This window comes from Glutamicibacter creatinolyticus (assembly GCF_006094275.1).
In the GTDB taxonomy this organism is placed as follows: Bacteria; Actinomycetota; Actinomycetes; order Actinomycetales; family Micrococcaceae; genus Glutamicibacter; species Glutamicibacter creatinolyticus.
In genome coordinates this window covers 1,619,117-1,644,666 of sequence record NZ_CP034412.1, presented here as the reverse complement: position 1 = coordinate 1,644,666, position 25,550 = coordinate 1,619,117, and the positions used below count along the sequence as shown (strand labels likewise).

The window sequence follows — 25,550 nt, the reverse complement described above, 5'->3', positions numbered from 1 at the left end:
TACATTAAGTAGTAAAACTATGTTTCGCTTCGTGGGCCAGCTCACGGGACACACTCGTAAACGCGGGATGACCTACGAAGACCACACATTCAGCACCAACAAAGAGGAAGGGCCGTCTGTGAGTTCGCAAGACCGAACCGGCAGTCGCGGATCTGCCAAAGCCAAAGTCATGGCTTTGGTAGGTACTGGCGCACTGCTGTTGACGGGATGTTCAGCGGAGGTAAAGCGCGGTTGGCTCCCGAACGTGGAGCGTGACACCACCAACCACACCGGGATGATTCAGGATCTATGGGTTAACTCGTGGATCGCTGTCACCGTGATCGGTGTTTTGACCTGGGGCTTGATGCTCTGGTGTGTCGTGGCCTACCGCCGCCGTAAGTCCGATACTGGCTACCCGCGTCAGATCAGCTACAACCTGCCAATCGAGATTTTCTACACCGCCATTCCGCTGGTTCTGGTGTTGGTCTTCTTTAGCTTCAACAACAACGTTGAAAAGGCAATCAACACCAAGGTCGATTCCGAAGTTGTCGTCGACGTCCGCGCCAAGCAGTGGGCCTGGGACTTCAACTACTCGTACGACGGCCAGGAGAAGTACTTCGCTGGCAAGCAGGCTCACCTGAACGAGGACGGCTCGGCCGGCGCCCAGGAGACCCTGCCGACCCTGTACCTGCCGGTTAACAAGACTGTCACCCTGGAACTGAACAGCCGCGACGTCATCCACTCGTTCTGGGTGCCGGCGTTCGTGCAGAAGCTGGACATGATTCCGGGCCGCACCAACTACATGTACCTCACCCCGCAGGTTGAGGGCACCTTCGACGGTAAGTGCGCCGAGCTTTGCGGCGAGTACCACTCCGAGATGCTGTTCAACGTCAAGGTCGTCAGCGAGGCCGAGTTCAAGGCCCAGATGGCGAAGCTGGAAGACGGACACCTCGGCGAGGAATATGACCGTCAGCCGAACAAGGTTAACTCCGTGGTCGTCGAGCACGAAGGACAAGGGGAAGGAGAGTAACCGGTCATGACAACTTTTGAATACGCGACCGATGATGTGAAGAGCATCAACTCGGCCGTCGTCCCGAGGTCAAAGGGACGCATCTTCGTTGACTACATCACCAGCACGGACCACAAGAAGATTGGGTACATGTACCTCATTTCTTCGTTTGTGTTCTTCTGCATCGGTGGTGTGATGGCGCTGCTGATCCGTGCCGAGCTCTTTGAGCCGGGCATGCAGATCGTGCAGACCAAGGAACAGTACAACCAGCTGTTCACCATGCACGGCACCGTGATGCTGCTGATGTTCGCCACCCCGCTGTTTGCGGGCTTCGCGAACGTGATGATGCCCCTGCAGATCGGTTCGCCCGACGTGGCGTTCCCTCGCCTGAACGCCCTGGCGTTCTGGTTCTTCTCGCTGGGTTCGACCATTGCCCTGGCCGGCTACCTGACTCCTCAGGGCGCCGCGAGCTTCGGTTGGTTCGCTTACGCACCGCTGTCCAACACCACGTTCTCTCCGGGCGTCGGTGGTGACCTGTGGGTCTTCGGTCTGGCACTGTCCGGCTTCGGCACCATCCTGGGTGCAGTGAACTTCATTACCACCATCATCTGCCTGCGCGCACCTGGCATGACCATGTGGCGCATGTCGATCTTCACCTGGAACACCCTGATCACCTCGATCCTGATCCTGATGGCCTTCCCGCCGCTGGCAGCTGCGCTGTTCGCACTGGGTGCTGACCGTCGTCTGGGTGCACACATCTTTGATCCGGATAACGGGGGAGCGGTGCTCTGGCAGCACCTGTTCTGGTTCTTTGGTCACCCCGAGGTGTACATCATCGCGCTGCCGTTCTTCGGCATCGTTTCGGAGATCTTCCCGGTCTTCAGCCGCAAGCCGATCTTCGGCTACAAGGGCCTGGTCTTCGCGACCATCGCCATTGCCGCCCTCTCGGTTTCGGTGTGGGCTCACCACATGTACGTGACCGGTGCCGTCATGCTTCCGTTCTTCGGCTTCATGACCATGCTGATCGCGGTTCCGACCGGCGTGAAGTTCTTCAACTGGATCGGCACCATGTGGCGCGGTTCGATCACCTTCGAAACCCCGATGCTGTGGAGCATCGGCTTCCTGGTGACCTTCCTGTTCGGTGGTCTGACCGGTATTATCCTCTCGGCTCCGGCCCTGGACTTCCACGTGTCTGACACCTACTTCGTGGTGGCACACTTCCACTACGTTGTCTTCGGTACCGTTGTGTTCGCCATGTTCGCCGGCTTCTACTTCTGGTGGCCAAAGTGGACCGGGCACATGCTCAACGAGCGTCTGGGCAAGATCCACTTCTGGTTGCTGTTCATCGGCTTCCATGGCACCTTCCTGATCCAGCACTGGCTGGGCGTCATCGGCATGCCGCGTCGCTACGCCGACTACATGCCGGAAGACGGGTTCACCATGATGAACCAGGTTTCCACCGTGTTCTCCTTCGTCCTTGGCATCTCGATGATCCCGTTCTTCTGGAACGTTTGGATCACCCACCGTCAGGCCAAGAAGGTCACCGTTGATGATCCGTGGGGCTTCGGCGCATCGCTGGAATGGGCAACTTCCTGCCCGCCGCCGCGTCACAACTTCCACTCGATCCCGCGGATCCGCTCTGAGCGTCCGGCCCTGGACCTGCACCACCCGGAACTGAACGGACGTGCTACTCCGGAAAACCCGGTCGCGAAGATCTTCGGCCCGGCTGACCAGAAGGACAAGTAAGAATGAAAATTGAATCCTGGCTCTTCATGGGCGGAATCTTCTTCTTCACTCCGGTAGCCATCGTTTACGGCTACATGGTCAACTGGGAAGAATGGGTCGGCATGCTGGCCCTGCTGATGCTCGCCGCCATGTCCGGCATGGTCGGCTGGTACCTGAAGATGACCGCCAAGAACGTCGGCATCCGTCCCGAGGACCGTGTTGACGGCGAGATCCACGAGAACGCAGGCGACATCGGCCTGTTCGCACCGTGGAGCTGGTGGCCGCTGGTTCTGGCCTCGGCAGCTGGTATCAGCTTCCTGGGTCTGGCCGTTGGCTGGTGGGTCTTCTACATCGGTGCTGGCCTGGCCATCATCGGCGTGGTCGGCTGGGTCAACGAATTCAGCCGCGGCAAGCACGCTCACTAAGTAAACTGAGAAAGGGCGACGAGTTTTCGAACTCGTCGCCCTTTCTCAGTTAACCCGACCGTGGGGGCGTTGTCGCCAGGCCTCCGGGATGGCGTTTAATGGGAGAAGACCCAGTGGAAGGAGCTGGCCATGCGCTACGCGCCGCAGCCGGCCGTCACGGCCCGCCTCGATCCAGAATCGAGCGAGAGCAAGTACCGGCAGATCCGACGCATCCTCAAGACGCACGCCCGGGAGTCGTGCGAGCCGGGCTTCAAGCTGCCGCCGGAACGTGAACTGGCCGAGCACTTTGGGGTGGCGCGCAAAACCATCCGTCAGGCCATCGACGCACTGGTGGACGAACAGGTGCTCAAACGCGTCGTCGGGATCGGCACGTTCGTGGTTCCGGAGAAAATGGACCTGAGGGTCCGCCTGCACTCCTACAGCGAGGACATGATGCGCCGCGGCATGGTCCCGGACGCCCACGTGCTGAAGTTCGACGAAATCAAGGCGTCCGCCCACCTGGCCAGCCAGCTGATGGTCGACGAGGGGACACCCGTGGTGCGCTTCAAGCGCCTGCTGCTGGCGGACGGGACCCCCATGAGCCTGGACGAGAACTACATGCCGGCCGACCTGGTCCCCGGCTTCGTCGATGGGCAGCCACCCTCGAAGCTCTACCAAACACTGCATGAGCGCTACGGCATCCTCTTGGAGTGGGGCGAGGATCAGGTCGAGAGCACGGCCGCCAGCCCCGCACAGGCCCAACTGCTGGCCGTGGAAGACGGGTTCCCGCTGCTGCAGATCACCCGCTACGCCTACATCGGCGAACGCCTGGCCGACTACTCGGTCTCGCTCTACCGTTCGGACCGCTACAAGCTCTTCGTGCCACTTCAGCGCTTGGGCACCCGCACGCCGCGTTATTCCACCTCGTTCTAGGTATTCGCCCTCCCGGCCGGCGTGCAAACGCCTCCAAGCCCCTGGCGGCGGTGCTAGGGGATCCGCCGTGTACATCTCGTTGCCGCAGCTGATAATCTCAGCGCCATGGCACGCCTTCTGCTGCTCTCGAGCATCTTTCTGCAACCGAGCGCCCTGCTGCCCTTGGCCGAACAGCTGACGGGCCGAGGACATCAAGTGGAGGTTCAGGGCACTGATCCCGGCGAAGGGGCCAAAGAGGCGCTTGAACAGTACTCAGCGGCGTTGGATGGCCTCCGTGGCAAGGTTGGGGCGGATCCCGTGGTCGTGATCGCCCACTCCAACGCGGGCGCCTATCTACCCTCCCTGCTGGACCGTTTTCCTGGAACCCCAGCCATCTTCCTGGATGCCATATTGCCGCCGTTTGACGGCCGCTGCCTGGCGCTGGTGCCCGCGTCACTGGGAGAGCCCCTGCGGGGCAGGGCGGAGGCAGGCCTGCTACCGCGCTGGTCGCGCTGGTGGCCGCGGGAGAGCGTGCGGGCCCTGGTGAACAGTGATGCGGACTTCGCGCAGCTGGATGAGCGCTGTCCGCGCGTGGCGGCCTCCTACGTGGATGAACGTCTTCCCCTGCCCGCAGGCTGGAGCGCGCAGGTGACGGCTGGATATCTTCTGCTGAGCGATGGTTATCTGGGGGACTGGGAGCGGGCGGTGGCAGCCGGCTGGCCCGCGCAGCGACTGCAGCTGGGGCATCTGGGATTTTTGCGGGATCCAGGGCAGGTCGCGCTGGCGTTGGATCATCTCAGTGAGCGCCTGACGGGTCGGGACGATACCGGTGGCGGAGTTCAGTAGAGGGTTTTCCCACACCGTGGTGCCAGCAGCGGTGTCGGTGGCGAGCGCACCGGTTTCCGCGCAGTGGCCCGCACCGGTTCCTGCAGGGGGATCGGCGTGCGGTGGGTCGGAGGCTTGCTGAGCCGCCGCCAAGCGCTGGCCTTGGGTTGGCCATGGCGGGGTAATGGCCAGTGGTTAAACGAAAACGGTGGGGCCCGCTGGCTGCGGGTCCCACCGTTTTAGATGTGACTAATGCGTTTCGAGCTTACTTCTCGATGGATGCGCTGTCGGTTGCACCTTCGACCTCATGGTGGCCGTGGGCAGCGTGTGCTGCTTCCAGCTCCTTCGGGGTGACCGGGGCGACGCGATCTTCGAAGAAGAACTTCGACCACTTCGCACGACGCTTCTCCTGGCGGGAGATGTGTCCTGCAGCATCCGGCTCGGCCGGGATGAACTTGCGGTCCTCGAAGTTGGTCAGATGGTACAGGGTGTACGCATCCAGCTCCTCATGCTTCTCCGCGAAGCCGCCCTCCGGCGACATCTGGATGGTGCCGGTCTCGCGGCCGTGCAGGACGGTTTCCCGGTCCTTGCGCTGCAGCGAGAGGCAGATGCGGCGGGTCACGAAGAACGCGACGAACGGTCCCACGATGAACAGCACGCGCAGCCAGTAGGTCACGTCATTCAGCGACACATGGAAGTGGGTGGCCATCAGGTCCGAGGACGCAGCGGCCCACATGGTGCAGTACCAGACCACACCGGCCATGCCCACGGCGGTGCGGAACGGCGCGTTGCGCGGACGGTCCAGCACGTGGTGCTCGCGGTTGTCCTTGGTGACCCAGCGTTCGATCCACGGCCAGGTGAACATGACCGCGAACAGGATGCCTGCCGGAACCAGGGCCGGCAGCAGCACCGAGAGCACCAGGGTGTTGTCGCCCCATGGGAACGGAATGACCCATTCGAACGAGAAGTTGCCAAGCACGCCGGGCATCAGACGCAGGGCGCCGTCAACGAAACCGATGTACCAGTCAGGCTGGGTACCGGCCGACACCGGGGAGGGGTCGTACGGACCGTAGTTCCAGATCGCGTTGATCTGGAAGAAGCCTGCGATGAAGGCCACGATGCCGAAGATGATGAAGAAGAATCCACCAGCCTTGGCAGCGTACACCGGGCCAACCGGGAAGCCGACAACGTTGTTGTTGGTGCGGCCCGGGCCGGGGTACTGGGTGTGCTTGTGGGTGACAACCATGAACAGGTGGATAACCACCATCATGATGATCAGCGCCGGCACGACCATGATGTGCAGCGAGTACAGGCGCGGGATGACATCCTCGCCCGGGAACTCGCCACCGAAGAAGAACATCGAGATGTAGGTACCAACGATCGGCAGCGCCTTGATCACGCCGTCGATGATGCGCAGACCGTTACCGGAGAGCAGGTCATCGGGCAGCGAGTAGCCGGTGAAGCCGGCAGCCAGGCCCAGGATCAACAGCACACAGCCGACGACCCAGTTCAGTTCGCGCGGGCGACGGAACGCACCGGTGAAGAACACGCGCAGCATGTGCACCGAAACCGAGGCCACGAACAGCAGCGCGGACCAGTGGTGGATCTGTCGCATGAACAGGCCGCCGCGCACATCGAAGGAGATGTCCATGGTGGACTGCATGGCCACCGACATCCCGGTGCCCTTCAGCGGCACGTAGGAGCCGTTGTAGACGATGTGGGTCATCGACGGATCGAAGAAGAAGGTCAGGAACGTTCCGGAAAGCACCAGCAGTACGAAGGTGTACAGGGCGACTTCACCGAACATGAATGACCAGTGGTCAGGGAAGACCTTGCGGCCGAATTCCTTGACGATGGCCGAACCACCCACGCGGGAATCCACGAAGTTGGTGATGCGGCCGGTGCGGGTCTTGGCAGTGAACTCAGCGTTCGTTGACATGACTAACCACGCTCCCAGTAGCTCGGGCCAACCGGCTCGTGGAAGTCACTGCGGGCTACCAGGTAGCCTTCGGAGTCAACCATGATCGGCAGCTGCGGAAGTGCGTGACCGGCCGGGCCGAAGATGACCTTGCATTCCTGGGTCAGGTCGAAGGTCGACTGGTGGCACGGGCACAGCAGGTGGTGGGTGTGCTGTTCGTACAGCGCGATCGGGCAGCCCACGTGGGTGCAGATCTTCGAGTAGGCGACGATGCCATCCACGTGCCAGTCCTCGCGGCCTTCCGAGATCTGCATCTCGGCCGGATCCATGCGCATGACCAGCACAACGGCCTTGGCCTTCTCGTTCAGCGGCTGCTCGGCGTCGTTCAGGCCTTCGGGAATCACGTGCAGGGCGGAGCCGATCTGCACGTCGGCGGCCTTGATCGGGGTGCCGGAGGGGTCGCGGGTCAGACGGACGCCGGTGTCCCACATGGTGTGGCGCAGCTGGTCGACCATCTGGTGGGCGGTCTTGCCCGAGCGCTCCAGGTCGCGCATGTAGAAGATCGCCGGGATCGGGGCCAGTGCCAGCGCACCGATCAGGGTGTTGCGAATCAGCGGGCGGCGCTTGATGCCGGACTCTTCCAGGATCGTGTCAACGATCTCGGCGGCGTCCTGGCGGTCCTCCTCGGAACGGATTTCGTGACGCTCTTCGACCAGCTCGTGGTCCGGCATCAGGGTACGGGCCCAGTGAACGATGCCCACACCGATGCCCAGCATCGCGAAGGTGGTGCCCAGGCCGAGCATGGCGTTCTGCACGCGCAGTTCGGCGAAGGTCATGTCGCCCAGGTGGCCCAGCACGAAGTAGGCCACGAAGAACAGCACGGTTCCGATGATGGAGATAATGAATAGCAGCGCTACTTGGCGCTCGTGTCGCTTGGCTTGGCGCGGGTCGCGGTCTGCGATGCGCGGACGGTGCGGTGGTAGACCCGGATCCGGGAACCGATCCTGAGCCACATCGTCAGCCTTAGCAACGGTGCCCGAGTCTTCGGGACTCCCGTGACTATGGTTGCCCATGTTGTCTCTCATCCTTCTCTCAAGAATTTAATGTACGTAGTGATGGGGTCGGCCGAAGCCGTGGGCGTCTTAGGAAGGACGCGAGGTCAACCAAACGGCGAAGCCGATGATGATGCCCAATCCGGCGGTCCAAACGAACAGACCCTCAGCCACCGGACCAAGGCCACCCAGGGCGGCGCCACCGGCAGTGCCGTTGGCTTCAATGGTCTTCAGGAAGGTGATGACGTCACGCTTCTCTTCGGGGGTGATGTTCGAATCGTTGAAGACCGGCATGTTCTGCGGTCCGGTAACCATCGCTTCGTAAATGTGCTTTTCAGAGACACCGGCCAGGGTTGGTGCGAACTTACCGCGGGTCAGAGCACCACCGGCTGCAGCAGCGTTGTGGCACATGGCGCAGTTGACGCGGAAGACGGTACCGCCATGGGCAGCGTCACCCTTCTCGGTGTCCAGGTACTCTTCGTCCGGGATCGCCGGGCCGGCACCCAGGCTGGCCACGTAGGCTGCGAGCTGCGAAATCTGCTCGTCATTGAACTGGACCGGCTTGATCTGGGCCTGCGGGCCCTGCATCTGCATCGGCATGCGGCCGGTGCCCACCTGGAAGTCAACGGAGGCTGCGCCCACGCCGATCAGGGTCGGTCCAGAGTCAGTGCCTTCGGCGTTCATCCCGTGGCAGGTCGCGCAGTTCGCAACGAACAGCTTCTGGCCTTCCTGGATGTCTGCAGCCGAAGCGGTCGCGGTGGCCGCCTTTGCTTCGTTGATGCTGCCCGCTGCAGTGTAGAGGCTGCCGGTGACCAGCAGACCAAACAACAGCAGAGCCACAGCGGCGAGCGGGTGGCGGCGCTTTTTCGAAAGAGCCTTCACTTTGCTGGTTCCTCACTTATTTCTTGGTGTGGTGTTGCCCTACTTCTATGGAGGCAACTGATGATTGTTAGTTGCCTACTTCAGGAAGTAGATGATCGCGAACAGGGCGATCCACACGACGTCAACGAAGTGCCAGTAGTAGGACACGACGATTCCGCCAGTCGCCTCGAAGTGGCCGAACTTCTTGGCCAGCATCGCACGGCTGATGATCAGCAGGAACGCAATCAGGCCACCGAGCACGTGCAAGCCGTGGAAGCCGGTGGTGATGTAGAAGGCCGAAGCGTAGGAGTTCGAGCTCATAGCCACACCCTCGTGAACGAGCATGGCGTATTCATATGCCTGGACCGAGACGAAGATGGATCCCATGATGAAGGTCAGGATGAACCATTCAATCATTCCCCACTCCTTGAAGTTGAAGACGCCGCCGGAACGGCGGGCCTTGAACTCCTCGGCGCGGAAGACACCCATCTGGCAGGTGAACGAGCTGGCAACAAGAATCAAGGTGTTGGTCAGCGCGAAAGGCACGTTGAGTTTGGCAGTTTCATTCGCCCAGAGCTCTGGCGCGGCAGCGCGCAGGCTGAAGTACATGGCGAAGAGGGCGGCGAAGAACATGAGCTCGCTGGAGAGCCACACCATCGTTCCCACCGACGCCATATTGGGGCGGTTCGGTGCACTTGGCACCGGTGTATTTGGGGCATGAGTCGCAGTTGTCACACTGTCATTATGTCTCTAAACGGACCGAAGATACCAATGCAAAAGGCACGTGACAGTGGTTTTTTGCACCACACCTCGGCCACAAGCCCGGAAACTCGCGGAAGTAGCCGAGAAACTGTTTCTACAATTTGTAGAGCCGTGTCGCGCCGGGGGCCGTGTTGCAGGACTTAAGCAACGTGACTGTTCCTTAATTATCCGCTATTTTGCCCGGAATTCTGGGCTTTTGGTGTGACTCATGCGACGCAATGAAGTGGCAGCCCGGCGCGCTTCCTCATTAAGCTTGTACTCGTGTCAACGACCCAGTCTTCCCAAAAGTTCCCCACTTGGCCGAGCTTGCTTTCCGCCCTGATCAGCGGCCGGGATTTGCAGCGCGATGAGGCCGCCTGGGCGATGAATGAAATCATGTCCGGCAACGCCACCGATGTGCAGATCGCCGGCTTCCTGGTGGCCCTGCGCTCCAAGGGTGAAACCATCGCCGAATTGACCGGCCTGGTCGACTCCATGGTGGCCAATGCCCGCAAGATTCATATCGAGGGACAAACCCTAGACATTGTGGGCACCGGGGGAGACCGGCAAAACACGGTGAACATTTCCACCATGGCCACCCTGGTGTGCTCCGGTGCCGGGGTGAAGATGGTCAAGCACGGCAACCGGGCTTCCTCCTCATCTTCCGGATCGGCCGACGTGCTCGAGGTCCTCGGTGTGAATCTGGATGTTCCGGTGGAGCGCCTGCCCTGGGTGTACGAACAGTCCGGCATCGCCTTCTGCTTCGCGAACCTCTTCCACCCCTCCATGCGCCACGTGGCCGTGGCACGCCGCGAGCTGCGCATCCCCACCGCCTTCAACTTCCTGGGACCGCTGACCAACCCGGCGCTGCCCTCGGCCTCCGCGATCGGCTGCTCGGATCTGCGCATGGCGCCGATCATGGCCGGCGTGCTGGCGGCCAGGGGAGCTCGCGGCCTGGTGTTCCGCGGCGAGGACGGGCTGGATGAAATGACCACCACGGCATCGAACCGCGTCTGGGAAGTGCGTCAGGGCAAGGTCCAGGAGTTCATGTTCGATGCCAGCGAAGTGGGCATTGAGCGCACCACGCTGGATCAGCTGCGCGGGGCCGATGCCGTACACAACGCCCGGGTTGTGCACGAGGTCCTCAACGGCGCCGCTGGCCCGGTGCGGGACACCGTCGTGTTGAATGCAGCGGTGGGAATCGTCGCCTACGACGAGCAAGCTGAGGGCAGCTTCAATGAGCGGATTTCCGCGGCCGTGCGCCGGGCCGAGCAGTCAATTGACAGCGGCGCTGCGGCGCAGGCCCTACAGCGGTGGGCTGAGGCCAACCAGAACGCAAAGCAGAGCAGTCGCTAGCTGCTCCCTGAACCACCGGAAACCAAAACGCGCAAGGCGTCTGCACAAGCCCTGGGGCTGATGCAGACGCCTTGCGCGTCTGTCGTGGGGGAGAGCGCTAGTCGTCCAGTCCCAGCGAGAAGGCCGCTTCCAGGTCATGGCTGGAGTAGGCGCGGAAGGCAATGTGGGTCTGGGTAGCGCGAACTCCGGGAACCTTGGACAGCTCATTGGGGATGACTGTGGCCAGATCGTCATGCCGCCGCACCCGGGCAATGGCGATCAAGTCCCAGTCACCGGCTACCGAATACACCTCGCTGATCCCCTCGATCTCCGAGATCTGCTGTGCGCATTCGGGGATGCTGTCCGTGGCTGTCTGGATCATGACGAACGCGGTGACCATGAGTACCTCTCTGGAGTGATGCGGAAGGCCAAAACGGCCGGGAACCTAGATTAAGTCTAATCCACGGGCGTGATCGACCTCATTCGGGCGCCCCCCAGTAAATGACCGGTCGCACAAATCTATAGACTTGTGCGTTCGATTACAAAGTTGTAACCTTGTGGCATGATTGTTTTGACCGTTGATCAGCGCGGTTCGCGCAAAAGCGAGGACAAGGTTGAGCACTTGATCGAAAACGCCAACTCCACCGTCGGACCGCTGCGTCCGTTCCAGCGTACCGCCGGCGACGAGGTTCAGGGCGTGCTGGATCACGCCGGCGAAGCGGTACACCTGGCAGTCATGCTCGCAGCCTCAGGGGAGTGGAGCGTGGGAGTGGGGTTTGGCGAGGCGGAACTGCCCTTGCCGAAGGAGACACGGGCCGGGCGCGGCCCGGCCTTTGAACACGCCCGGGATGCGGTGGAACGCGCCAAGCGAGCAGCCGGCAACATCGCGGTGAGCTCCGCCCATCCAGAGACGGAGCGGCTCGAGGCGGAGCTGCAGCTGACGGCCAGCATCGTCGCCAAGCGCCGCAGCACCTCCTGGGAAGCCGGCCTGTTAATGGACCGGGGGATGACCCAGAGCGAGGTGGCCAAGGAATTGGGGATCACCCAGCAGGCGGTGTCCATGCGCCTGGCGTCGAGCCTGTGGTTTGAAACCAATCGCATGATGCTCGAATCGGCGAAGGCCCTGGGCAAGCTGATTGAGCCGGGGGAGAAGTCATGACCTGGGCGGCCTTCCTTCTCATGCTGGCCTCCACCGTGGTTGCCGCCGGCACGCATCTGCTCAAGCCGGCAAAGCGTCCCACGCCGCTGAAGGTTGGCCTGACGGTGATCTCCTTCGCCATTGCGCTGGCAGCGGCCATCGTTGCGGTGATCGCGATGCATGATCCCGATGCCGCGGCAGTGCCCTTTGTTCTGGTCGTCACCGCCTCGGTTGTCTTCGCCGTGGCAATCGGGAGCCCCTACACGGAGCTGGTCTTTCATCTGGCGGCCAATCACCAGGCACGGAAAACCAAGTCGCCGGCGGGGGAGTCGCCCCTGCGCGGCGGACTGTGGATCGGCCTGCTCGAGCGCACGGCCTTCGTCTGTACCCTCTGGGCCAACTGGCCTGAGGGCATTGCCGTCATCTTGGCGATCAAGGGCTTGGGCCGGTTCTCGGAACTGAAAGACCACAACGCGGCCGAGCAGTTCATTCTTGGAACCTTCAGCAGCAGCCTGTGTGCGGCCGGGGCCTACGGATTGGGCCTAATGCTGCTCGGCTGAGCTACGAGTCAGCAGGCGGGTCAACAGGCGACGGCCGATCAGGAAGACGCCAAGGACTACGGCGGCAACAATGATGAACGGCACCGCAGCGGTCGAGCCAAGGGCAAGCCGCAGGGCAATGCCAAGAGCCACGGTGCCAACCCAGACCAGAACGCCGGTAGGCCAAATGCGGTTGATGGTGAGCCAAGGACGGGAAATCAGCGTCATGGCAAGGTAGGCCAGCACAAAAGGCGCGGCCGTCTCGGCGATACCCGCCACGGACAGCGAGTGCTCGTGCGAGCGGCGCCCCAAGGCGGCAAAAATAACGACGAGAACCACATCAAGCAGAACCCACCATGGCCATGAGCGAACTTTGGCAGTCATGCCTCTATCTTAGGTCGCCCGCCACGCCCTGCCTGTCCGCGCACACACCGCCACCGTGTTAGCTCATGCACATTGCAAGCAGGGGAGTGGGACCGGCTTTTCCTGGCGCAGCCCCTGACATCCTCGCTAGCGAGGCACCGTCAGCGGCACCCAATCACCCTGGGCCAGAGCTGTTATGCAGTCTTCGGTGGATGTTGCGAGGCTGCCGCCTTTTGATCCAGGTGTTCCAGCTTCAGCAGGTGCCGCGGAGGTTCATCAAAGATGATCTCGCTGGAAACCCGCAGGTCTTCACCGACCTGGATCAGTTCGCCAGATTTAAGCAGCCGCCAGTCGTCATGGTCGGTCATCTTCTCGGTGGCGACTATGACCACATGACGGTCAGCCAGTTCAGGGCTGTGCGTCCGTATTCGACGGCTGTCGGCCACCAGGGCGTGGTCCTCACCGCTGCTCTGGGAAGTGCGGTCCAGGACATAGAGTTCGTGCGTCTCGGGATAGCGTACTGCCCACAATTCATCTGCCGTGGTCAGAATCATGTTCAGGCTGTACACGGGCAGATTCTCGGCGATCCAGCCCAGCGCCGCCTTGATCCCGGCGCGTATATCGCCATTTGCCCTGCGGATCTCGGCAGTAATCAATGCAAAGACCCGTTCACTGTCGGTTTGGCCGCGCACCAGCGGCTCCGTGCCCAGTTCGCCCAGGCGCTCATCGAGGGCCTGCAGGCCCTCGACAATCCCATTGTGCGCAAAAAGCCGATTGTCTTCCTCAAACGGGTGCGTATTGATCTGCGTATGCGCGCCCGTGCTGGCATATCGGACATGGGCCAGGAACGTCTCGCTCTTCAGGTTCTTCGCTTCCTGGGCGAACTCACGGTCCTTCCAGGCCGTGAGTGGCTGCTTGTTCACGATGGCGTGCCCCGACGCGTCAAACGTGCCCACCCCGGTGCCATCCGGTTCATAATGGCTTTGAATCGCCAGGCTATTTGCCGCGTGCAGCAGCCAGAAGGTTGCCCTCGCTCGATCGTTACCTGCGTGCATCCCGAACAAACGGCACATGTTCCTACCTTAAGTTCCCCATTGAATTGAACACTTTCTCCACCATGGAGGGATCAGACGGGGATATTCAAGGATGGCCGATTTCCTATCAGTTTCCTTTCATCTTCTGCGTGCACGCGAATCCGGGGTATGGCTTCTGGACACGGCGGGGATCGCGAAATGGCCAGGGGAGCGTCCCCTGGAACCCGCGGCACCAGCGAACGCAAGGTGCCGGTGTTCCCACGCACTGTCATTGACCCCTTCGGTGCGCGCTCGTCAGTTTGTGTCCCTGGGCATTCTCGTACGCGCATGCGAAGCCGAGGCCAACGCATCGTGCGCCATACCGTTGTGTAATGAATCCGATTGATCGTCAGCAAGCGCATCGAAGGTGTCTAAGCCGGGTTGTCTGATGGCCGATTGGTGCCACGTGATGGAAGCGTGTAGCAGGCGGCAAGAGGTCACCAAGGGGAGCCCCCAAGGGCATTCTGAAATCCTCTACTTTACATAATGTAGATTATCGGCTCTTTATGGAACTGAGGATTATCGGGTAGTAGCACCCATATCCGGGCCTTGGGTCGGCAGGTTCCTGCGCTGGGATGATGCTGCCTGGGTTCTGCCTTTAGTCCTCATCCTCGGGTTCCGCATTTGCCACGTCGAGCCGGTAGTCCGCGAAGTTCAGCGTCTGCGCGATGAACTGCTTGAGCCGCTCGTCGCTCATGGAATAGACCATGTGCCGACCTTCCTTACGCGTCTGAAGCACACCTTTGGTTCGCAGGCGTGAGAGCAGCTGGCTGGCCACCGATGGACTGACACCCACAAACTGCGACAGTTCCGACAGGGTGTGATCGGATGACGACAACGCCCACAGCATCTGCAGCCGAGCCGGGTCAGCCAACGTTTTCAGCACCGTCATCGACATCTCCAGCAGCTCGTTGGAAATGATCACATCACGAGCAGGTGTTACGGCATAGTCGGTCATTTCACTCACTCTCCCCGAACATCCACCGCAGTTCCACGGAACCGATACCGGTTCCATGCACGCCCTGGTGCTACCCATTATGGGCACCAGCACACGATATGGCGAGGGGTCATCAGCAAATGATCTGCGGCACACCAGCGAGCAATAGTGCCGCCCACTCCCCTGAGGTAAAACCATTCTTCCACGAAGGAACCCGCTTTGACCTGTGTTTTTAGGCTTATCGCTACGGGGTACCAAGCGACTGGGCGCTGTGGAGCACTGCGTGGGAGCACGGGGCCGATTTGAGTGGCCAGAAGCTGCTGGCAAACTGGTGGAATGCATGCCTCTGAAGCCCCGACAGCCCTGGGAAGAATTAGTTGCACCGAACGCCAACAAATGCTCACCCACTTCCTGGAACGCCAGGCCATTACCCCAGATGAATCCCAGATGGAGCTAATGGGGGCGCTATCCCGGCTGTTGGACCCGGGGGCCAACGAGACGGCACCGACCGGCTGCTACATCTACGGCCCACCCGGGCGCGGAAAAACCATGATCCTGGACGCCCTGATGCAGACCCTGGATCCAGCCAGCAGCGCACGGATGCATTTCCACGAATTCTTTGATGCGGTCAGCCGGGCCGGTGCTTCGGAAACCGGCCCCAAGGGATCAATCTTCATGCGCGGTCTGCAGCGCGAGCTGTCGGGTTTGGAGGTCCTGTGCTTCGATGAGTTCCATTGTGTTGAGCCCGGGGACGCGATGTTCATGGCGCGGCTGGTCGGCTACTGCCAGGAACACCGGATCAGGCTGATCACCACCTCGAACTACGCACCGGAATTCCTCTTGGATGACCCGTATTTCCACCATCTGATCGAGCCCACCATTGCCGTTGTGCGCAGCAGCTTCCTGGTTCACGAACTGGATCACCGGCTGGACTACCGCACGGTGCCCACGACCGCCTCGGCGGCCGGCGGCTACCGGGCCGGAAGCCTGAACGTTGGGGCTACTCCCCCGGCCCCGACCACCCCGCGAACCACTCTGCGCGTTGGCTACGACGAGATCGAACCGGTGTACATGCAGGGCACCGGGCTGCGCACGTCTTTTGACCAGCTGTGCCGCACCGGCCGCAACACCCGTGACTACCTGGAGATGAGCCGTCGCTTCGAACACTGGATCATCACCGACATTCCCGCGGTGGCGGACATGCCCATGGATGAGCAGCGCCGATTCGCGAACCTGATCGACGTGCTTTACGACCAGAACCGCGAAGTGCACCTGTACTGCGCGGATAACTTGGAGCGTCTGGGCCAGGCCCTGCAGGGCATCGAACGCGACCGGCTGCTCTCCCGCCTGGCCCAGCTGCCGGTTTCCGCAGCGGCTGGGCATCGGAAATACTAGGAACCATGGACTATAGCGAACTCGGCCCGGAGAACTTGGGGCAGATCGTCGAGCAGGTGCTGCAGCACGCGCAGCAGAACGTGGCGCCCATCGTGCAGTTGGGCCACCCGGCCCTGCGCCAGCCGGCGCTGCCCTACGACGGCCAATTGGATGCGCCGACCCTGAACGAACTGCTGCTGGTCATGCGCCACACCATGCACGCTGCCCCCGGTGTCGGGTTGGCGGCCGTGCAGCTGGGCATTCCGCTGCAGCTGGCCGTGCTGGAGGACCGGTATCCAATCGACGCCGACGCCGCCCGCGAGCGGGAGCGCGAGCCCCTGGACTACCTGGAGTTCATCAATCCGGGCTATACCCCGATCGGCGCACGCCAGGCGGCGTTCTACGAGGGGTGCCTGTCCTTCAGCGGTTTCCAGGCCGTAGTCAGCCGCCCCACCGCCGTGCACGCCAGCTACCTGGACCGTGACGGCAACCCGCAGGAACGCGACTTCTCCGGCTGGCAGGCGCGCATCGTGCAGCACGAGATCGATCACCTGCGCGGCACGGTCTACATTGACCGGGCCGAGACCCGCTCCCTGGTCTGTGCCTCCGAGGCCTTCCGCTACCCGGGGTTCGACCTGGACCAGGCGCGCAGCCTGCTGGGGTTCTGATGCCATCCACGACTTTGCGTTGCCCGCTGTGCCAGTTTCCCCTGGAGCGGTTCGCTGACCCGCGCCCGAGCCTGCGCTGCGACAACGGGCACCGTTTTGATGCCGCCAAGCAGGGGTACTTCAACTTCCTGACCGGCAAGGGCACGAACTTCGTTGAGGACACTGCGCCAATGGTCGCCGCCCGGGCGGCCTTCCTCGAGGCCGGACACTACCTGCCGCTGGCCGAGGCCATCATCGCCGCCGCCAGGCTGCCGGGGGACCAGGCGCCGCTGCACCTGCTGGATGCCGGGGCCGGCACCGGCTACTACCTGGGCCAGCTGCTGCGCGCCGCGGGCTCGCGTGCCGTGGATGCGGTGGCGCTGGACATTTCCCGCTATGCGATGCGCCGTGCCGCAAAACTGCCTGACACCACGGCGCTGGTGTGGGATGTATGGCGCACCCTGCCCACCGCGGACGCCTCGCGCCAGGTGGTGCTCAACTGCTTCGCCCCGCACAACCCGGCCGAGTTCCGCCGGGTCCTTTCCCCCGGTGGCACCTGCGTGGTGGTCACCGCCCTGCCCACACATCTGCAGGAGATCCGCCAGGAGCTGCAGATGCTGGGAATCGCCCCGGATAAGGAAGAGCAGCTGGTGGCCCGGTTCGCTGGCGCCGGGCTGGAGCTGCTCGACTCGCGGGAGCTGAGCTACCCCATGGAACTGGACCCCACGGCGCTGTACAACCTGGCGTTCATGGGGCCGGCCGGGCATCACCTGGATGAACAGGCGCTGGCCGCCACCGTCGAGCGCCTGGGTCCGCGCCGGGTCACCGCCGCCTTCGGCATTTACTCATTCGGATAGTGCGAAATCAAATATCCCCCTAAGTGACTACCGACATCCAGTGGCGTATGCGGCAGAATGGAGGCAAAGCCGACCGGATTGTCGGGGCGGCTGAACTCGTAAACGAAGGTATGAGGCATTGAGTACAGCGCAATGGGTTCTTAGCAACGCCTGGGTCATCTGGCTCGCGGTGTTCCTGCTGTTGGCGATCGTGGAGATGCTGTCACTGGACCTGTATTTCATCATGCTCGGCGTTGGTTCGCTCGGCGGATTGGCCGTGGCCCTGGCGGGCGGCCCGGGCTGGCTGCAGGTGGTGGTGTTCGGTCTGGTGTCACTGGCAATGGTTTTGCTGGTGCGCCCGATTGCCATCAGACATTTGCGCAAGGCGCCGGAGGGGTTCCGCACGAACATTGACCGGTTGATCGGCCAGGACGCACTGGTGCTCGAACCGGTCTCCCGGATCTCCGGGCGCGCCAAGATCGTCGGCGAGGTCTGGACGGCCCGCACCGACGTGGACCAGCCGAGCATGGATCCCGGCAGCTATGCCGTCGTCAGCCGCATCGAAGGGGCGACCGCCTATTTGAAGCTGAAGCCCGAGGCCGACCTTTAACACCCGTCAGCTCCCCCGGTGCGCCCCTTGACCGGATGCGCGGCCACGGCAAACCCGCCGGCCAGGGAGCAGACCAAAGACCAAATCATCAACGCACCAAGAAAGTGAGTACCCATGGAGTCCAATTCACTTGGGCTGATAATCGTGCTCGTGGTTCTGGCGATCTTCGTGATCGTCGTGCTGCTGCGCAGCGTGCGCATCGTACCCCAGGCCCGCGCCGGCATCGTCGAGCGCCTGGGCAAGTACAACCGCACCCTGAATCCCGGGCTGACGATCCTGATCCCCTTTGTTGACCGACTGCTGCCGCTGCTGGATCTGCGTGAACAGGTTGTCTCCTTCCCGCCCCAGCCGGTGATCACCGAGGACAACCTGGTGGTCTCCATCGACACCGTGGTCTACTTCCAGATCACCGAGCCGCGCGCGGCGACCTATGAGATCGCCAACTACATCCAGGCCGTTGAGCAGCTGACCACCACCACGCTGCGTAACGTGGTCGGCGGGCTGAACCTGGAAGAGGCGCTGACCAGCCGCGACCAGATCAACGGCCAGCTGCGCGGGGTGCTGGATGAGGCCACCGGCAAGTGGGGCATCCGCGTCTCCCGCGTCGAGCTGAAGGCCATCGACCCACCGATCTCGATCCAGGACTCGATGGAGAAGCAGATGCGCGCCGAACGTGACCGCCGCGCCGCGATCCTCACCGCCGAGGGCACCAAGCAGTCCGACATCCTCACCGCCGAAGGTGAACGCCAGGCCGCCATCCTCAAGGCCGAGGGTGACGCCCAGGCCTCGATCCTGCGCGCCGACGGTGAAGCCCAGGCAATCCAGAAGGTGTTCGACGCGATTCACGCCGGACGCCCGGACCAGGAGCTGCTGGCCTACCAGTACCTGCAGACCCTGCCGAAGCTGGCCGAAGGCACCTCGAACACGCTGTGGGTCATCCCCAGCGAGGTCACCGAGGCCCTGAAGGGCATCGGCGGCGCGCTGGGCGGCGTATCCGACTCGGCTCGGAAGAACGACTCGGGCTCCACGGGCGTCTAATACCCGGTTCCGCCCTATGATTCAGTCCCCAACGGCGGGATCCGGAAACGGGTCCCGCCGTTGGCACGTATAATGGTTATTTTGGGTGCCGGCCACTGGAGCGGGGAATCTTTTGGCCACACCGACCGTTGGAATGTGTAGCGTACACGAAGACCTCTCGTAAGGAGTAACATGAGCGATCGCAGCCTACGAGGCATGCGCCTGGGCGCACAGAGCATGGAATCTGAGGCAGGTGTAGAGCCGGCTGCACGCCAGCGCGTGGAATACCAGAGCGAGGACGGCGAACGCGTCTTCGTGGTGTTTGCCGCTGAAGCCGACATCCCGGCCACCTGGCTGACCAAGGCCGGCAAGGAAGCCAAGCTGGTGCACGGCGAAGCCAAGGAGGCCGAGCCGACCAACGAGAAGCCGGTTCGTACCCACTGGGACATGCTGCTGGAGCGCCGTTCGGAAGAGGAACTGGAAAAGATCCTGGCCGACCGCCTGACCCAGCTGCGCGCCTCGCGCGGCGAAGCGGTCTAGGACGCGTCCTTCCGCCACAAGCACACGGTGAGGCTGCCCTTCCCCACGGGGAGGGCAGCCTCACCTTTTGTGTCTCTGGCGCCGTGTCCCGCCTAAGGCCCAGGGACGGCGGGGAAAGGAAAACGCCGCGCACCCGGGCCGGTGGGCCCGAACGCGCGGCGTCCTGTTCTTGGCGGCAAAGCGCCGCAGCGGCTACTTCTGCAGCTTGCCGGTCAGCTTCTTCCAGCGGGCAGACAGGCCCCAGCGGGTGACGTTCAGCATCGCCTCAACGACGATGTTTCCGCTCATCTTCGAATCCCCCAGCTCGCGTTCCACGAATGTCACCGGGACCTCGACGATGCGCATGCCCAGCATCGCCACGCGGAAGGTCATATCCACCTGGAAGCCGTAGCCGCGCGATTCGATCGCGTCGAAGTCGATGGCCTCCAGGGTTTCGCGTTTGAAGGCGCGGTAGCCTGCGGTGATGTCCTTCAGCGGCAGGCCCAGCAGGGTGCGCGAGTAGAAGCTGCCGCCACGGGAGATGATCTTGCGCGAGAGCGGCCAGTTGACCACTTCCCCGCCCTTGACCCAGCGCGAACCGATCACCAGGTCGGCGCCCTCGGCGCTGGCCTGCAGCAGGCGGGGCAGCTGTTCGGGCATGTGCGAGCCGTCCGCGTCCATTTCCACGATGACGTCGTAGTCGCGCTCCAGGGCCCAGCGGAAGCCGGCGATGTAGGCCGCGCCCAGCCCTTCCTTGCCCTTGCGGTGCATGACGTGGATCTGGCTGTCCTCGGCCGCCATCTTGTCGGCCAGCTCGCCGGTGCCGTCGGGCGAGTTGTCGTCGGCAATGAGCACGTCGGCGTCCGGCACGGCCTTGCGCAGTCGTCCCACCGTCAGGGGCAGTGACTCCAGCTCGTTGTACGTGGGGATGATCGTAATGACGCGCACGCGGCACCTTTCTCGAATTCTGCTTGGCATCCCCGCCAGCTCGGTCCGGGGGAATTAGTCCAAATTCAAATTATAGTCACCCGGGCAGCGCTCAACCGCGTTGTGACACAGTTGATCCCCGGTGACTTCGGCCCTATCCCCCGCCGCACGGCAGGGAATGTTATCTAAGGTCACCGGGGATCAACTTGATGTGCTACGCCGCAGGGGCCCGGAAAGCGGCCCGCGGCGTGGCGCTGATCACCAGCCTAGTCCCCTACCCACCGGTTGTGTCAACCATTCGGTGACTACTGGATACACAAACTTGCGCCAAGTCACACATGCAATCAGCGCTTCCTGGCAGTTGCCTTTCCGGGGGCTTGGGGCGCGATGCTAGGAGCGTACCGGCAGCGCGTCGAACAGGGTGATTCCGGCCCGCACGCTGCGCAGGCATTCGGGGATCTGCTCGTCGATGACCGGCAGCAGCGGGGTGCCGGCCCGGGCATCGGTGGACCAGGAGGAGATGCGCTCATCGGGGGTCTGCACGGCCAGTTCGGAGGCGCTCCACACCGCGAAGGTGGCCGGGGCGCCGATCACCAGCTGCCCAGTGTACGGGCTGGCCTGGCCCATGGCGCGGTAGGCGGAACGGGTCTGGGCCAGGAACGCGGCCCGGGCCGAGATCCGCCCGGCCGGCTGGTTCAGCCGCATCGCCGCCCGCACGGTTGCCCAGCCATCCACCTCGGTGACTGGGGCGTCCGAGCCGAGCACCACCGGTATCCCGGCGGAGAGCATCGCGGCCAGGTTGTTCATCTGCCCGGCCCGCTCCCCCAGGCGCTGACGGTACATGCCGTGCTCCGCGCCCCAGTACTCGTCAAAGCGCGGCTGCATGGACACGGTGATCGAGTAGGCCAGCAGGCGCTGGCGGCTGGCCTCATCCACCATTTCGGCGTGCTCCAGGCGGTGCCGGCCGGCCTGCAGCCGGGCCACGCCGATGCGTTCGGCGGCCAGGTCGAACCCGTCCAGCACGGTGTCCAGCGCGGCGTCGCCGATGACGTGGAAACCGGCCTGGGTGTTGGTTTCGCTGCAGGCAACCAGGTGGGCGGCGATTTGCTCCGGTTCCAGGAACAGGGTGCCGCGCTCACCCGGCGCGTCGGCGTAGTCCTCGCGCAGGGCCGCGCTGCGGCTGCCCAGCGAGCCGTCCACCTTCAGGTCCCCGCCCAGGCCCAGCAGCCGCGGCGAATCGAATTCGTCCGCCAGCGCGCGGGCCTCATCCGCGCCGCTGACCGCCTGGCCCCAGTAGGCGTAGACCTCGGGCAGCTGCGGGTCATCCTCTGCCAGCAGCGCCTTCAGCGCCGGCTTGCCGCCCAGGTGTTCGGCGGCCATTTCCACGACCACCGCGAAGCCGCGGGAGGCGTAGTGCTCCAGTGCCCGGCGCTGGTGGGCGGACACCCGGGCCGGGTCGGCGTCCAGGGCGGCGGCGATCTTATCGCGTTCGGCGCCGTGCACCAGGCCCGGGGTGATGTCCTTGAGCTGCAGCAGCTCCAGCAGCCGCTGGTTGACCAGGGCGCTGTGCTTGTCGATGCGGGTCAGGTAGTAGCCCTTGCCGCCGGCCGCGGCCTCCAGCTGCTCGGTGGCGGGCAGCTGCCCGGTGGCCCAGCGGGTTTCGTCCCAGCCGTGGGCGCTGATGATCTGCCCCTCAGCTGCCCCGGCCAGCTCCCGCAGCCGCGCAACCAGATCCTCGGGGCTGCGGCCGGCGCTGAGGTCCTCACCGGCCAGCACGGCCCCCAAATCCGCCAGGTGGGTGTGGGAGTCCACGAAGGCCGGGGTAACGAGCCCGCCCTCAAGGTCGATGACCTCATCGGCGCGTTCGGCCTGGCGGTCGGCGGCTTCCTCCCCGCCGATCCAGGCGACGGTGTTCCCGTCGATCATCATTGCGGTGGCGAACGGGTCGGCCGACGAGTAGATCGATCCGTTGCGGTACAGGGTCAGTGCCATGAATTCCTAGTCCTCAATCCGCACCTGTAGGTGCTAATCCAATACATTCGAGTAGGCCACCACTCCGCGCTTGACCAGGTCCACGGCCTTGCGCGCGTTCTTGGACAGCCTGGTGGGCAGGTCAGGGTTCTTGGCCAGCTGGTCCAGGGTGTCGATGACCTGCTTGGCCCAGCGCACGAAGTCCCCGGGGGCCAGATCCGCCCCGCGCAGGCAGGTGTTCAAGGTGGCGCCGCGTGCCCACTTGTACATCGGCCAGATCAGCCCGGACTCCGGCGGGGCGGTGGGTTCCAGGCCCTTGGCCTCCTCCACGTCCGAAAGCTGCGCCCAGGACTTGACCATCAGCTCCCACACCCCGGCCACCCGTTCGGTGGGCATCTTCGGGTCCGGGCGGTCATAGTCGCGCCGGGCCTGGTAGACCAGGGCGGCGGTGACGGCGCACAGCTCCTCGGCGTTCAGCGAGTTCAGCGCCCCGGTTTCCAGCACCCGGCTGGTCAGCAGGTCGCGTTCGCCGTAGATGCGGCGCAGCCGGCGCCCGGCATCGGTGATGACCGGTTCGTCGTCCTCGGCCTGCGGGGCGATGTAGCCGAAGTGCTCGAGCACCGCGAAGACCTTGTCGAACTGCTTGGCGATGGTGTTGGTGCGTCCGGAGATCTGCCGGCGCAGCCGGTCGGTTTCCTTCTTCAGCTTCCAGTAGCGTTCGGCCCAGCGGGCGTGCTCCTCACGGTCCGAGCAGTGGTGGCAGGGGTGGTCCTGCAGCTGGCGGCGCAGCCCCTCCACCTCGCGTTCGAAGTTGTCGCTGCCGGCGTAGTCGAACCCGGCCGCGTCCTTGCGCGGGGGCCGGTGCTCGTGGATGGCGTTGCGCAGCGCCGCGGCCAGGTCCTTGCGTTCCTTGGGCGACTTGCCGGTGAACGCCTTGGGCACCTTGATCCGCGAGACGATCTCCAATGGACCACGCAGGTCCTCCACGGAGAGCCGGCGCAGCCGGCCTTCCTCGGTGAGCACGGTGTGCCGCGGATCGTAGAGCGAGGTGTCCACCTCCACGATGACGGCCCGGCCAAAGCGCCGCGAGCCAGGCAGGTCCACCACGTCCCCGCGGATCACCGCCTGCATGGACTTCTCCGCCGCCGAACGGCGTTCGTGCTGGCGGTTGCGGGAGAAGTTCTTCTCCGCCGCGCTCAGCTTGCGGCGCAGCGCACTGTATTCCTGGAAATCCCCCAGGTGGCACTGCATGGCCTTCTGGTAACCGGCCAGGGATTCCTCGCGGGACTGCACCTGGCGGGCCAGACCCACCACGGAGCGGTCGGCCTGGTACTGGGCGAAGGAGGACTCCAGGATCCGGCGGGTCTGTTCCCGGCCGAACTGGGCGAGCAGGTTGGTGGACATGTTGTAGGTGGGGCGGAAGCTGGAGTTCAGCGGGTAGGTGCGCTTGGAGGCCAAACCGGCCAGCGCCTCGGGCTCCACCTCCGGGTTCCACATCACGATGGAGTGGCCCTCGATGTCGATGCCGCGCCGTCCGGCCCGCCCGGTGAGCTGGGTGTACTCCCCGGCGCTGATCTGCACGTGTGCTTCACCGTTGAACTTCACCAGCTTTTCCAGCACCACCGAACGGGCCGGCATGTTGATGCCCAGGGCCAGGGTCTCGGTGGCGAAGACGACCTTGAGCAGGCCGCGAGCGAACAGGTCCTCGACGATTTCCTTGAAGATCGGCAGCAGCCCGGCGTGGTGGGCGGCGTACCCGCGCATCATCGCGTCCCGCCAGGACCAGAACTCGAGCACCTCCAGGTCATCGGAGGGGATCCGGTAGGCGACTTCCTCCAGCGCCTCGGCGATCTCCGCGGCTTCCGCGTCCGTGGTCAGGCGCAGGTCCGCCATCGCGCACTGGTGCACGGCGTTGTCGCAGCCCTTGCGGGAGAAGATGAAGAAGATCGCCGGCAGCAGCGCGGCCCGGTCCAGGGCGATGATGCTCTGCGGGCGGGTGGCGCGGGCCGCCTCGGGATGCGGCGGGGTGTAGCGGTCCCGCGAGCCGCCCCGGCGTCCGCGCCCGCCGGGGCGGAAGGGCCGGGTGAGCTTGCGCAGGTCCGGGTTCACCGCCGCGCGGGACTGCTGTCCGGCGGTCTGGTCGAAGGAGACGTCCTCGGCGAACAGGTCCATCAGCTTGGTGCCGACCATGACGTGCTGGAACAGCGGGATCGGACGGTGTTCGGAGACGATGATGTCGGTGTCCCCGCGCACCGTGTCCAGCCAGCCGCCGAACTCCTCGGCGTTGGAGACGGTGGCGGAGAGGGAAATGATCTGCACGTTCTGCGGCAGGTGCAGGATCACTTCCTCCCACACGGCCCCGCGGAACTTGTCGGCCAGGTAGTGCACCTCGTCCATCACCACGTAGCCCAGCCCGTCCAGGGTGCGTGAGTCGGCGTAGAGCATGTTGCGCAGCACCTCGGTGGTCATCACCACCACCTGGGCTTCGGAGTTGATGGAGGTGTCCCCGGTCAGCAGGCCCACATTGCGCGCCCCGTGCACCTTGACCAGGTCCGAGTACTTCTGGTTGCTCAGCGCCTTGATGGGGGTGGTGTAGAAGGCCTTGCGGCCCTGGGCCAGGGCCTGGAAGATCGCGAACTCACCGACCACCGTCTTGCCGGCCCCGGTGGGGGCGGCCACCAGCACCCCCTTGCCCTGGGCGACCGACTGGCAGCCCTGCTCCTGGAACGGGTCCAGGTCGAAGCCGAGGCTGGCACGGAAGTCGGGCATCAGGGTGCCGCGCTCAACTGCCCGGGCCTTGGCCTGCTGGTAGCGTTCGGCTGGGGTGCTCACTTTGAC

Annotated in this window: 25 protein-coding genes; 14 read left to right on the top strand and 11 right to left on the bottom strand. The window is 63.7% G+C overall.

Annotation, left to right across the window (positions count from 1 at the left end; translation table 11 throughout):
- Positions 1-118 precede the first annotated feature (118 nt).
- From ctaC to GcLGCM259_RS07480, 5 genes are all read left to right on the top strand, one after another.
- Positions 119-1,009, top strand: coding sequence for an aa3-type cytochrome oxidase subunit II (ctaC, locus tag GcLGCM259_RS07500; RefSeq protein ID WP_138174273.1), 891 nt, complete (start codon positions 119-121; stop codon positions 1,007-1,009).
- A gap of 6 nt (positions 1,010-1,015) precedes the next feature.
- Positions 1,016-2,734, top strand: coding sequence for an aa3-type cytochrome oxidase subunit I (gene ctaD, locus GcLGCM259_RS07495; protein WP_054820880.1), 1,719 nt, complete (start codon positions 1,016-1,018; stop codon positions 2,732-2,734).
- 2 nt (positions 2,735-2,736) lie between these two features.
- Complete coding sequence (locus GcLGCM259_RS07490) at positions 2,737-3,138, top strand: cytochrome c oxidase subunit 4 (RefSeq protein WP_054820881.1); 402 nt, start codon at positions 2,737-2,739, stop codon at positions 3,136-3,138.
- Between the two features lie 129 nt (positions 3,139-3,267).
- On the top strand, positions 3,268-4,050 hold the full coding sequence (locus GcLGCM259_RS07485; protein ID WP_138174011.1) for a GntR family transcriptional regulator: 783 nt from the start codon (positions 3,268-3,270) through the stop codon (positions 4,048-4,050).
- A gap of 105 nt (positions 4,051-4,155) precedes the next feature.
- On the top strand, positions 4,156-4,875 hold the full coding sequence (locus GcLGCM259_RS07480; protein ID WP_138926221.1) for a hypothetical protein: 720 nt from the start codon (positions 4,156-4,158) through the stop codon (positions 4,873-4,875).
- Between the two features lie 244 nt (positions 4,876-5,119).
- Here GcLGCM259_RS07480 and qcrB read toward each other — a convergent pair whose 3' ends face one another.
- The 4 genes from qcrB to ctaE form a co-directional block, all read right to left on the bottom strand.
- Positions 5,120-6,793: a cytochrome bc1 complex cytochrome b subunit gene (gene qcrB, locus GcLGCM259_RS07475; protein ID WP_138926220.1), complete on the bottom strand. Its 1,674-nt coding sequence runs from the start codon at positions 6,791-6,793 to the stop codon at positions 5,120-5,122.
- 2 nt (positions 6,794-6,795) lie between these two features.
- Positions 6,796-7,845, bottom strand: a complete 1,050-nt coding sequence (gene qcrA / locus GcLGCM259_RS07470; protein WP_138926219.1) for a cytochrome bc1 complex Rieske iron-sulfur subunit — start codon at positions 7,843-7,845, stop codon at positions 6,796-6,798.
- 69 nt (positions 7,846-7,914) lie between these two features.
- Positions 7,915-8,706, bottom strand: a complete 792-nt coding sequence (gene qcrC, locus GcLGCM259_RS07465) for a cytochrome bc1 complex diheme cytochrome c subunit (RefSeq protein WP_138174003.1) — start codon at positions 8,704-8,706, stop codon at positions 7,915-7,917.
- Positions 8,707-8,781: 75 nt separating this feature from the next.
- A complete protein-coding gene (gene ctaE, locus GcLGCM259_RS07460) occupies positions 8,782-9,420 on the bottom strand; it encodes an aa3-type cytochrome oxidase subunit III (protein WP_138174001.1) in 639 nt (212 codons plus the stop codon).
- 288 nt (positions 9,421-9,708) lie between these two features.
- On the opposite strand from ctaE, the gene trpD reads away from it, so the two are divergent.
- Complete coding sequence (trpD, locus tag GcLGCM259_RS07455; RefSeq protein ID WP_246049830.1) at positions 9,709-10,782, top strand: anthranilate phosphoribosyltransferase; 1,074 nt, start codon at positions 9,709-9,711, stop codon at positions 10,780-10,782.
- 97 nt (positions 10,783-10,879) lie between these two features.
- On the opposite strand, the gene GcLGCM259_RS07450 is transcribed toward trpD, so the two are convergent.
- Positions 10,880-11,161: an Lrp/AsnC family transcriptional regulator gene (locus GcLGCM259_RS07450; RefSeq protein ID WP_054820817.1), complete on the bottom strand. Its 282-nt coding sequence runs from the start codon at positions 11,159-11,161 to the stop codon at positions 10,880-10,882.
- Positions 11,162-11,323: 162 nt separating this feature from the next.
- Between GcLGCM259_RS07450 and GcLGCM259_RS07445 the strand changes: the two genes are divergently transcribed.
- Positions 11,324-11,920, top strand: coding sequence for a hypothetical protein (locus tag GcLGCM259_RS07445; protein WP_138926218.1), 597 nt, complete (start codon positions 11,324-11,326; stop codon positions 11,918-11,920).
- Positions 11,917-12,459: a hypothetical protein gene (locus tag GcLGCM259_RS07440; RefSeq protein WP_138926217.1), complete on the top strand. Its 543-nt coding sequence runs from the start codon at positions 11,917-11,919 to the stop codon at positions 12,457-12,459. Before GcLGCM259_RS07445 ends, GcLGCM259_RS07440 begins: the two co-directional genes overlap by 4 nt.
- On the opposite strand, the gene GcLGCM259_RS07435 is transcribed toward GcLGCM259_RS07440, so the two are convergent.
- The 3 genes from GcLGCM259_RS07435 to GcLGCM259_RS15270 form a co-directional block, all read right to left on the bottom strand.
- Positions 12,442-12,822: a DUF3054 domain-containing protein gene (locus tag GcLGCM259_RS07435; RefSeq protein WP_138926216.1), complete on the bottom strand. Its 381-nt coding sequence runs from the start codon at positions 12,820-12,822 to the stop codon at positions 12,442-12,444. The genes GcLGCM259_RS07440 and GcLGCM259_RS07435 overlap by 18 nt on opposite strands.
- A 173-nt stretch (positions 12,823-12,995) precedes the next feature.
- Positions 12,996-13,874, bottom strand: a complete 879-nt coding sequence (locus tag GcLGCM259_RS07430; protein ID WP_138926215.1) for a class II glutamine amidotransferase — start codon at positions 13,872-13,874, stop codon at positions 12,996-12,998.
- Between the two features lie 598 nt (positions 13,875-14,472).
- Positions 14,473-14,832, bottom strand: a complete 360-nt coding sequence (locus GcLGCM259_RS15270) for an ArsR/SmtB family transcription factor (RefSeq protein ID WP_171021113.1) — start codon at positions 14,830-14,832, stop codon at positions 14,473-14,475.
- A gap of 375 nt (positions 14,833-15,207) precedes the next feature.
- Between GcLGCM259_RS15270 and zapE the strand changes: the two genes are divergently transcribed.
- The 6 genes from zapE to GcLGCM259_RS07395 all read left to right on the top strand — a co-directional run bounded on the left by zapE (position 15,208) and on the right by GcLGCM259_RS07395 (position 19,835).
- The gene (gene zapE, locus GcLGCM259_RS07420; RefSeq protein WP_217496566.1) at positions 15,208-16,206 is read left to right on the top strand and encodes an AFG1/ZapE family ATPase; all 999 of its coding nucleotides are present in this window, start codon (positions 15,208-15,210) and stop codon (positions 16,204-16,206) included.
- A 5-nt stretch (positions 16,207-16,211) separates the two neighbouring features.
- Positions 16,212-16,853 (top strand): peptide deformylase, encoded by a 642-nt coding sequence (locus GcLGCM259_RS07415; protein ID WP_138926212.1) that lies wholly within the window; start codon positions 16,212-16,214, stop codon positions 16,851-16,853.
- Positions 16,853-17,689, top strand: coding sequence for a putative RNA methyltransferase (locus GcLGCM259_RS07410; RefSeq protein WP_138926211.1), 837 nt, complete (start codon positions 16,853-16,855; stop codon positions 17,687-17,689). The genes GcLGCM259_RS07415 and GcLGCM259_RS07410 overlap by 1 nt, the downstream gene beginning before the upstream one ends.
- Positions 17,690-17,807: 118 nt before the next feature.
- Positions 17,808-18,278: an NfeD family protein gene (locus GcLGCM259_RS07405; protein WP_054821414.1), complete on the top strand. Its 471-nt coding sequence runs from the start codon at positions 17,808-17,810 to the stop codon at positions 18,276-18,278.
- Positions 18,279-18,392: 114 nt separating this feature from the next.
- The gene (locus tag GcLGCM259_RS07400) at positions 18,393-19,316 is read left to right on the top strand and encodes an SPFH domain-containing protein (RefSeq protein ID WP_138926210.1); all 924 of its coding nucleotides are present in this window, start codon (positions 18,393-18,395) and stop codon (positions 19,314-19,316) included.
- A 171-nt stretch (positions 19,317-19,487) separates the two neighbouring features.
- Positions 19,488-19,835, top strand: coding sequence for an RNA polymerase-binding protein RbpA (locus GcLGCM259_RS07395; RefSeq protein WP_054821413.1), 348 nt, complete (start codon positions 19,488-19,490; stop codon positions 19,833-19,835).
- 192 nt (positions 19,836-20,027) lie between these two features.
- Here GcLGCM259_RS07395 and GcLGCM259_RS07390 read toward each other — a convergent pair whose 3' ends face one another.
- From GcLGCM259_RS07390 to GcLGCM259_RS07380, 3 genes are all read right to left on the bottom strand, one after another.
- On the bottom strand, positions 20,028-20,762 hold the full coding sequence (locus GcLGCM259_RS07390; protein ID WP_054821412.1) for a polyprenol monophosphomannose synthase: 735 nt from the start codon (positions 20,760-20,762) through the stop codon (positions 20,028-20,030).
- Between the two features lie 369 nt (positions 20,763-21,131).
- On the bottom strand, positions 21,132-22,733 hold the full coding sequence (locus GcLGCM259_RS07385) for an amidohydrolase (protein ID WP_138926209.1): 1,602 nt from the start codon (positions 22,731-22,733) through the stop codon (positions 21,132-21,134).
- A gap of 33 nt (positions 22,734-22,766) precedes the next feature.
- Positions 22,767-25,544, bottom strand: a complete 2,778-nt coding sequence (locus GcLGCM259_RS07380) for a DEAD/DEAH box helicase (protein ID WP_246049828.1) — start codon at positions 25,542-25,544, stop codon at positions 22,767-22,769.
- Positions 25,545-25,550 lie beyond the last annotated feature (6 nt).

Excerpts from the sequence above, each read along its gene's own strand:
- GcLGCM259_RS07435 (WP_138926216.1), bottom strand. The coding sequence starts at position 12,822 with ATGACTGCCAAAGTTCGCTCATGGCCATGGTGGGTTCTGCTTGATGTG.
- ctaD (WP_054820880.1), top strand. The coding sequence starts at position 1,016 with ATGACAACTTTTGAATACGCGACCGATGATGTGAAGAGCATCAACTCG.
- GcLGCM259_RS07400 (WP_138926210.1), top strand. The coding sequence starts at position 18,393 with ATGGAGTCCAATTCACTTGGGCTGATAATCGTGCTCGTGGTTCTGGCG.
- qcrB (WP_138926220.1), bottom strand. The coding sequence starts at position 6,793 with ATGTCAACGAACGCTGAGTTCACTGCCAAGACCCGCACCGGCCGCATC.
- GcLGCM259_RS07485 (WP_138174011.1), top strand. The coding sequence starts at position 3,268 with ATGCGCTACGCGCCGCAGCCGGCCGTCACGGCCCGCCTCGATCCAGAA.
- GcLGCM259_RS07415 (WP_138926212.1), top strand. The coding sequence starts at position 16,212 with ATGGACTATAGCGAACTCGGCCCGGAGAACTTGGGGCAGATCGTCGAG.
- GcLGCM259_RS07410 (WP_138926211.1), top strand. The coding sequence starts at position 16,853 with ATGCCATCCACGACTTTGCGTTGCCCGCTGTGCCAGTTTCCCCTGGAG.
- GcLGCM259_RS07395 (WP_054821413.1), top strand. The coding sequence starts at position 19,488 with ATGAGCGATCGCAGCCTACGAGGCATGCGCCTGGGCGCACAGAGCATG.
- GcLGCM259_RS07490 (WP_054820881.1), top strand. The coding sequence starts at position 2,737 with ATGAAAATTGAATCCTGGCTCTTCATGGGCGGAATCTTCTTCTTCACT.
- GcLGCM259_RS07385 (WP_138926209.1), bottom strand. The coding sequence starts at position 22,733 with ATGGCACTGACCCTGTACCGCAACGGATCGATCTACTCGTCGGCCGAC.
- GcLGCM259_RS07440 (WP_138926217.1), top strand. The coding sequence starts at position 11,917 with ATGACCTGGGCGGCCTTCCTTCTCATGCTGGCCTCCACCGTGGTTGCC.
- GcLGCM259_RS15270 (WP_171021113.1), bottom strand. The coding sequence starts at position 14,832 with ATGACCGACTATGCCGTAACACCTGCTCGTGATGTGATCATTTCCAAC.
- GcLGCM259_RS07450 (WP_054820817.1), bottom strand. The coding sequence starts at position 11,161 with ATGGTCACCGCGTTCGTCATGATCCAGACAGCCACGGACAGCATCCCC.
- qcrA (WP_138926219.1), bottom strand. The coding sequence starts at position 7,845 with ATGGGCAACCATAGTCACGGGAGTCCCGAAGACTCGGGCACCGTTGCT.
- GcLGCM259_RS07445 (WP_138926218.1), top strand. The coding sequence starts at position 11,324 with ATGATTGTTTTGACCGTTGATCAGCGCGGTTCGCGCAAAAGCGAGGAC.
- zapE (WP_217496566.1), top strand. The coding sequence starts at position 15,208 with ATGCTCACCCACTTCCTGGAACGCCAGGCCATTACCCCAGATGAATCC.
- GcLGCM259_RS07480 (WP_138926221.1), top strand. The coding sequence starts at position 4,156 with ATGGCACGCCTTCTGCTGCTCTCGAGCATCTTTCTGCAACCGAGCGCC.
- GcLGCM259_RS07430 (WP_138926215.1), bottom strand. The coding sequence starts at position 13,874 with ATGTGCCGTTTGTTCGGGATGCACGCAGGTAACGATCGAGCGAGGGCA.